The following is a 7830-nucleotide window of genomic DNA, read 5'->3' on the forward strand; positions in this document are numbered from 1 at the left end:
TGTGCGACAGAGCCAGAACAACGGTGTAACTCCACTGTGATGCTCTGTGCATACGCGCAGGTAGAAGAGGCACCAGATGACCAGCATGACGACAGATCCGGCAGCGGAGACGATCGCGGGCGAACCGGCAGCCGCCGGCGCCCAGGCCGCAGCCCCGGTGCTCGACGAGGACGGACGCGAGTCACCATCTGATCATGCCTGGCCGCCAGCGCAGGGTCGTGCCAGCCGGACGCAACAGAGCCGTCCGGGTTGAGTCCGGGCCTGGTCCGGGTCTGGTGTCGGGTTCGATCCGGGGCCGTCCTATCCGGATTCAGTCCGGGTTCGGTCCGGATGTAGGTCAGTGCGGGGGCTCGCGCGGCGATGGCCGCGCCGCGCGAGCCCCGACTCACCGACGGTCAGCTACTGTCCGCGACCTTGGCCAGGGTCGGCTTGAGCTGCTCGAGCTGCCACGGGATATTGAGGATCGTCGGGTTGTTAACCGCGCCGGCCGTGAAGGCGTCGACCTGCAGGACCCGTCCCGCCTTGACCGCCGGGATGTCGGTGAACAGCTTGTTGCCGTTCATCTCGGTTTTCAGGGCTGGGGTGGCGAAACCGATCAGCACGAAGTCCGCGTCCAATGCGTCGAGCTTCTCCATGCTCAGCGACCGGTCCACTACATTGGCCGTCACACCCGGCGCGAGCTTCATTCCGAGTTCGGTGTAGAGCTGGACGGACACCGTCTTCGGGTCGTCGATGACCGCGAGCCCGCCCGGCTCGTAGTAGAAGGAGTAGCTGAACGTCTTGCCGGCCAGGCCGGGAAGGCTCGACCTGGTGTCCTGGATGATTTTCTCGATGGCGGCGATCGCCTTCCGGGTGTCGGCGTCGCGGCCGACGGCCTTGCCGATGATGGTGCTGTTCTCCTGCCAGGTCGCGATGCCGGCGTCATCCGTGTAGCCGACGGTCGGCGCGATCTTCGAGAGCCGGTCGTAGTAGTCGGCCAGGCCGTAGAAGTTGGTGGCCAGGATCAGGATCAGGTCGGGATGCAGCGCGGCAATCTGCTCGAGGTTCAGGTCCCCGCTGGTGCCCAGAGCGACGCTCTTCGACAGGTCGATCTTTCCCTGGAGCCAAGGGAAGACGCCGTCGGGCTTGTATTCGTTCTTCGCGTACGCGATCGGCGTGATGCCGAGCGTCGCCAGGATGTCCTCCTCATAGCTGAGCGCGATGATCCGCTTCGGCTGGGACTTGATGACCGTGGTATCGAACTTGTTCTTCAGCGTGACCGGGAAACTGCCCGTCGCCGCGCTCGCCGACGCGGCCGTCTCACCACTGCCGTCGCCGCTACTGCCGCAGCCGGCCGTGACGGCCAACGCGGTAGCGGCCAGGATCGCCGCCAGGAGGAGTTTCAGTCTGTTTCGCACTGCTTTCTCGTTTCCGTGGTCAGGCCGCGCGCCGGGACGGCTCGCGGGTCGCGGGTCGCGGGTCGCGGGTCGCTTCCCATCCGGCGATGAGGCTGGGTCCGCCGGCATGAGATGCCGTCTCTCCTTGTGGTCACGCGCCGCTGACTAGGCAGACGCAATTTAGGTAAGCCTTACTTAATTAGATGGCGGCGTCCTCGTCTACCCCATCCGCCGACAAATCCGGGCATGGGTCGGTGAGCGCCCGGCGGTCCACCTTCCCGCCGGCGGTGACGGGGAGCGTGTCGACCACGGTCACGACGCTCGGCACCATGTACTGGGGAAGCAGGTCGGCACACCAGGCCAGCACCTCGTCGGCGAGCGTCCCGCCGGCCGGGCCGGCATCGACTCCGGCCCGATCGGCATCGGGGACGACGAAGGCGAGCAGCCGGGGCGCGGCGGCGTCCCGGGACAGGACGACCGCCGCCCGCCGCACCCGGGGGTGCCCGGCCAGCGCAGCCTCGACCTCCTCCAACTCCAGCCGCATCCCGCGGATCTTCACCTGGTTGTCGGCCCGGCCCACGAATTCCAGCCAGCCGGCGCTGTTCCACCGGGCGAGATCCCCGGTGCGGTACATCCGCGCGCCATCACCGGCGAACGGGTTGGCGACAAAGCGCGACGCGGTCAGCGCCCCGTTGTTCACATAACCGCGGCCGAGCAGGAAACCGGCCACGTACAGCTCGCCGACCGCGCCGGAGGGCACCGGGGCCAGCAAGTCGTCGAGGACGTGGAGCTGGGTATGCGGATTCGGTCGGCCGATGGATGCGGCGAGCCGTTCGGCGCTATCCCGGTAGATCACATGAGAGACGCCGATCGTCGTTTCGGCCGGGCCGTATCCGTGGTAGAGCGCAGTGTCGACCTGGGCGCGGAAACGGGCGAAAAGCGCGGGTGTCAGGACCTCGCCTCCGCACCAGACCTGCCGCAGCGAGCTGAGCGCCGACGTCCCTTCCGCCGCCTCCAACAGAACGTCCAGCATCGACGACACCAGATAGACGAAGGTGACCCGCTCCCCCTCGATAAGCTCAAGCAGGTATCCCGGGTCAAGCTCACCGTCCGGCTCCGCCACGACCACCCGGCCGCCACAGACGAGCGGTAGCAGAATCTCGTTGATCGAAATGTCGAACGACAACGGCGCCTTGAACAGGGACGCATCGTGCGCGCCGAAGGCGAACAGATCCGTCACCTGCCACCGCAACCGTTCGGCTATCGCGTCATGCCGGATCATCGCCCCCTTGGGAGTTCCGGTCGACCCGGAGGTAAAGATCACGTAGGCCAGCCCCGCCGGGGGGACCGGCAGGTCGAGCGGCTCGGCCGACTCGCTGCCCCAGGACCAGGCGCCCAGGTCGACCGGCACGGCGGGCACACCGTCCACCAGCCCGCCGGACTCCACCGGCGCAGCCGGACCGGTCACGATCAGCCGGGCTCGCGCGTCGGCCAGCACCCGCCGGCGCCGCTGGTCGGGCCAGGCCGGCTCGACCGGGACAAACGCCCCGCCCGCGACCATGACCGCGAGGACCGCGACGATCATCTCGGCTGATCGGACCAGCCGGATGCCGACGATGTCTTCCGGCCCGAGGCCCTGTGCCCGTAGCGCCCGGGCGAGCTGGAAGACCCGGGCGCCGAGCTCCCGGTAGGTCAACCGCACTCCGGGTGCCACGACGGCGGTCGCGCCCGGTGAGCGCCGCGCCTGGGCGGTGAACAGATGGGCGACGGTCGAGGCCCGCGCGGGCAGGCTGGCGTCATTGCAGCACTCGAGCGTCGTCGGCGGGCCGGCCGGCGGTGGCCCGGGTTCCTCAAAGCGCAAGCTCACAACCATTCCATCCGTCGACAGTGAAGCGGGAACCGTCAATGCCAGGCGTCAGCCACCACGCCCCGGAAACCCGACGGGGAAGCGGCCGGCGCGGAGTTCGGTCGGTACAGCGTCAGGCCGCCCACCTTGATGTGATCAACTTTTGACAGTTTAGCAAGTAAGCCTTACCTACTCAAGGTAAAGCTTACTTAATCAAGATCGTGGCCGCCGGACCGGGTCCGGAGACCGCCACCGCCGGGCTCGCCGGCGGCGGACAAGCCTCCGGGACCGGAGCCAGCCGGCGCGGCGCCGGACGCCGGTAGGCCGGCCAACCGGTCCAACGGTCCGGATCACCGCCGTGCTGGTTTCCGGCGCCGAACCGGCGGTTTCCCGCTCGGTACGGAAATCCCGACGGGTGCGATACACTCGTGGGCGTGACGCGCACCGGCGATAGCGATCCAGGCGATAGCGACCCAGAAAATAGCGATTCAGGCGCCCGGGCCGCTAAAAGAGTCCCCGGAATACCTGCCCGGCCACAGGAAAGTGACCCCTGATGGGAAGTGTTCTTGCCGTCAACACCGCCGTCGTCCGAACTGATGCGTGGACCGGAAGGCAGGGTCGGAGCGGGATTGACAAGCGTCCCGCCGAGGGGCCGGTGCACGTCGGCCGGTACGGCCTGCGCGGAGACACCATCTGCGACCTGACGTTTCATGGCGGTGTTGATCGGGCCGTGTACGTGTTCGCTCACGAAGATTTCTCCTGGTGGTCGCGCTCCTTTGATCGTGATATCCCTCCGGGTAGTTTCGGGGAGAACCTGACGTCGTTGGTAATGGATGTCACCGGCGCTCGGATCGGCGAGGTCTGGGCCGTCGGGTCCGCGGTGGTCCAGGTGACCTCGCCCCGCACCCCCTGCCGTGTTTTCGCCGGATTCTGGGACGTCCCGGATCTCATTAAGCGCTTTTCGCGGCGCGGTACGCCCGGCGCGTACCTGCGGGTTCTGGCCGAAGGAGAGGCCGCCGCCGGGGATTCGATCACAGTCCTGCACCGGCCCGGGCACGGGCTAACCGTCGGGCAGGTCTTCCGAGCGCTCACGACCGAGCCCGACGGGCTGCCCGCCCTCGGCGGCATCACGGATCTCCTTCCGGAAGACCTACGGAACAAGGTTCAGCGACGGCTGGCCCGATCAGCTCCCGCCAGCGGCGGGTAACGTCTCGGTCGCCGGGCCGGGCGCGGTCAGAACTTCAGGTACATGTCGTCCGGAATGATCGGCTGGTGGTAGGTGCACGATCCCGAGAGCACCGTCGATCCGTGCAGCCGCGACTTGGGAATGAGAATCTTGTCGCCGTCACTCAACGCGATCTTGTGAGTGACGTTGTTCCAGAAGTGCATGTCACCCGACTCGATCATGACCAGCCGGTGCTCGTCGTGGACGTGCGTCGTCGATGTCTCGTCACACGACTCGACGAACGTGTCGAGGTCGACCGCTATCCCCTCGGTGGTGAGGTAGGCGTCGATGGCCTCGGCCTTCGCCTTGTACTCCTCGATCGAGTCGGCCCAGGCCAGCTGCTCGGCGAGGTCACGGTCCCAGCGGCGGGCGAGCTGGGCGGCGTCCGTGAAACCGGCGTGAAAGGCGGTCAGAGCCGCATCCCCGGACAGCGCGAGCAGCGGGGTGAGCAGCGTGTCGACCAGGTCGTCCAGCGCGGCGGGGGTCAGCGCCGGCGGTGACGAGGCGAAGAATGCCGGCCGCTCGCCGAGGCCGTCCTCGACCGCATCCGCCCAGGCGGCGGCGGCGACCGCGTCGTCGATGCGCTGGTGCACGAACGCGCCGAGCAGCTCGGCATGCCGGTGCGGCGCGCGGGACAGCTGGTGGAGACGGTTGCCCCGGGCCAACGAGGTGTTCAGGTAGAGCTGCCAGTAGGCCCCGGCCGTCGGGGTGAGCCCGGCCACGGCGAGCAGGGCCGTCCAGGCGTCCGAGCCCGCCACCCAGCGCCGGTAGTCGTCGAGAAGCAGTCGCCGAGCGACCGGCTGGGCGAGGTCGTACTCGCCGAGCGACGCGCGGGCGGTCGCCGTGCGTACCGCGGGCAGGAATGCTGAGAGCTGCAACAACGCGAAGGTCGTCGCCTCGCGCCGGTCCCGGGTGCCGCGCAGCACCGTGAACGCGTCCCCCGGGTGGTCCCGGCGTTCCTCCCAGTAACCGCGCAGCTCGCTCAGCAACCCGCCGGCGGACGGGCCGACCGGCGGGGACGGGCGTTGGTGCGCCAGGAACGAGAACAGGTGGCGTTCGAGGACCGGCTGGGCGAGCGCGCCACGCAGCCGGTTCCCCGCGCCGTAGAAGTCCGAGGCGTCACGATCGGCCGCCGCGTTGCGGTTCGGCGGCAGGTACAGCAGGTCCGCGTCGTAGATGTTGCGCAGCATCCGGTGCCCGAGCAGGCCCGAGAGCTTGAGGGTGTCCTCGGGTCCCAGCGCGGTGCCGTAGTCGAGCCAGGCCAGGTCGGCGGGCCGGACCGGGCGCCGGTACGGGTCGTCCTCGGTGGTCAGCTCCTCCCACTCGGCCGGGCGGAAGGCGGGGTTCGACACGAACGAGCGCACGAGGGCGTGCGCGCCCGGTCCGTGCTGGGCGGCCTCCACCCGGCGGGCCAGATCGTCGGGCCCGGCCGGCTCGACGGGTTCCGAGCGGCCGGGTTGCTCCACCGGCGCGCTCGCCGCCGGCACTGGGTCGAGGGAGCGCTCCGGGGTGGTGGGCCCGGCCAGCGTCGTGGTCTGGTCCGAAGTCATCGAGTTCCTCCTCTGGTGGGGATGGTCGTTGGCGGCGGGCGGGCCAGGCGGGCCGGGCGCGGCGAGCGCGCGCCGGTCGATCTTGCCGGCCGCGGTCAGCGGCAGCTCGGCGACGTCGACGAAGGTGTCCGGGACCATGTGCTCGGGCAGCCGTTCGGCCAGGCAGGCGCGCAGGTTCGGTGGGCCGCTCGCCCCCGCGCGCACGCAGTATGCCCGCAGCTCGCCGTCGTCCCCTGCCTGGCCGGGGACAAGGACGACGGCGGCCTGGCGGATCCCAGGCTGGCCGCACAGCACGTTCTCGATCTCCTCCAGCTCCACCCGGAAGCCGCGGATCTTCACCTGGTTGTCGGCCCGGCCGAGAAACTCGATCTCCCCGTCGGCGCGGAACCGGCCCAGGTCTCCGGTGGCGTACATCCGGCTGCCGGGCACTGGGCTGAACGGGTCGGGCACGAACTGGTCCGCGGTGTGGCGCGGGTCGTTGAGGTAGCCCCGGGCCAGCGGCAGCCCGCTGATGAAAAGCTCGCCGACCGCGCCGAGCGGCACCGGGTTGTACTCGGCGTCCAGGACCCGGAGCTGAGTGTTCGGGTTCGGCCGCCGGATCGACACGCGGGCGGTGGCCTGGTCCGGGTCGAACACCCGGCAGGAGACGCCGATCGTCGCCTCGGCGGGCCCGTATCCGTGGTAAAGCCGGGCCCGCCACCGCTCCCGGAAGCGCCGGTAGGCCTCGTCGCGCAGGACCTCGCCCCCGCACCAGACGTGCCGCAACGAACGCCCCGCCTCCACCGCGTCCGGACACTCGAGCATCGCCCCGAGCGTGGACGGCGCGACATAGCAGAACGTCACCGAATGGGCGCGGATGATCTCGAGCAACGCGCCCGGATCCGCCTCGGCCCCAGGCGGCGCGATCACCATGAGCGCCCCGGCGACCAGCGGCAGGAGGATTTCGTTGATCGAGATGTCGATGCTCAACGGCGCTTTGTGCAGGACGACGTCATCACCGGTGAGGCCCAGCAGGTCGACCTGCCAGCGCAGCCGGTTGCAAATCGCCTGATGACGGATCATCACGCCCTTGGGTGTCCCGGTCGACCCGGAGGTGTAGATGACGTAGACGAGGTTCTCCAGGTCCACGGCGGGGTACGGGTGCGGGTTGTCGGCCGAGACCGCCCTGGCGGGCGTGCCGCCACCGGCGGTGACGAGCCGGCCGGCGGGGTCCAGCCGCAGCAGGGGCACGAAGCCGGCGCTGGCCGACAGCTCGGGCGGGGCGCCGGCCGCCCCGGCCACCACCGCCGCGATCCCGGCTTCGTCGGCCACCGCGCTGATGCGCCGGGCCGGCCAGGAGCCGTCCAAGGGGACGAACGCGCCGCCGGCTCGCAGCACACCGAGCAGGGACACCACCTGGGCGGCCGAGCGTAGCAGGCACACACCGACGGTCACCTCCGGGCCGACCCCGACCGCGCGCAACGACGCGGCGACGGCTTCGGCCCGCCGTTCGAGGTCGGCGTAGGTGAGGGTGACGGCCACGCCCGCGCCCGCGTCGGCGCCCGCCAGACCGACAACGGCGGTCGCCTCCGGCGTCCGGCGGATCGCCTCCGCCACAAGAGCGGTGAGCGAGCGCTCGACGAGCGGATCCACCCGCCCGCTGGAGAAGTCGTCCGCGACCGGTCGCCGCTGGTCGAGGTCGGTCCCGCCCCGGCCAACGTCGCCGGATGGACCCGAAGTAGGGATGGAAGACCGTCTCGCGACCATGGTTTTCCCTTCCGTTCAGGCGGAACTCGTGGCGACCGGCCCGCGGCCCGACGCCGGGTCCGGGCCCTCGAGCCCGCCGTACCGGCC

4 protein-coding genes are annotated in these 7830 nt (G+C 69.9%); 1 reads left to right on the top strand and 3 read right to left on the bottom strand.

The genetic code is table 11. From position 1 onward, the window contains the following. Positions 1-395: 395 nt before the first annotated feature. Together AC08OT_RS17215 and AC08OT_RS17220 are read right to left on the bottom strand one after the other, a co-directional pair. Entirely contained in the window at positions 396-1397 is a 1002-nt protein-coding gene (locus tag AC08OT_RS17215; RefSeq protein WP_476592930.1) for an iron-siderophore ABC transporter substrate-binding protein, read from the bottom strand. Between the two features lie 178 nt (positions 1398-1575). Further along, a complete protein-coding gene (locus tag AC08OT_RS17220; RefSeq protein WP_476603037.1) occupies positions 1576-3249 on the bottom strand; it encodes an amino acid adenylation domain-containing protein in 1674 nt (557 codons plus the stop codon). Between the two features lie 526 nt (positions 3250-3775). Here AC08OT_RS17220 and AC08OT_RS17225 point away from each other — a divergent pair. After that, complete coding sequence (locus AC08OT_RS17225; protein WP_476603038.1) at positions 3776-4429, top strand: MOSC domain-containing protein; 654 nt, start codon at positions 3776-3778, stop codon at positions 4427-4429. A gap of 26 nt (positions 4430-4455) precedes the next feature. Here AC08OT_RS17225 and AC08OT_RS17230 read toward each other — a convergent pair whose 3' ends face one another. After that, positions 4456-7743: an amino acid adenylation domain-containing protein gene (locus AC08OT_RS17230; RefSeq protein WP_476594959.1), complete on the bottom strand. Its 3288-nt coding sequence runs from the start codon at positions 7741-7743 to the stop codon at positions 4456-4458. Between the last annotated feature and the right edge of the window lie 87 nt (positions 7744-7830).

Source organism: Frankia sp. CgJB1, from assembly GCF_977947065.1.

Coding starts and splice junctions, on each gene's coding strand:
- AC08OT_RS17220 (WP_476603037.1), bottom strand. CDS start 3,249: ATGGTTGTGAGCTTGCGCTTTGAGGAACCCGGGCCACCGCCGGCCGGC.
- AC08OT_RS17225 (WP_476603038.1), top strand. CDS start 3,776: ATGGGAAGTGTTCTTGCCGTCAACACCGCCGTCGTCCGAACTGATGCG.
- AC08OT_RS17230 (WP_476594959.1), bottom strand. CDS start 7,743: ATGGTCGCGAGACGGTCTTCCATCCCTACTTCGGGTCCATCCGGCGAC.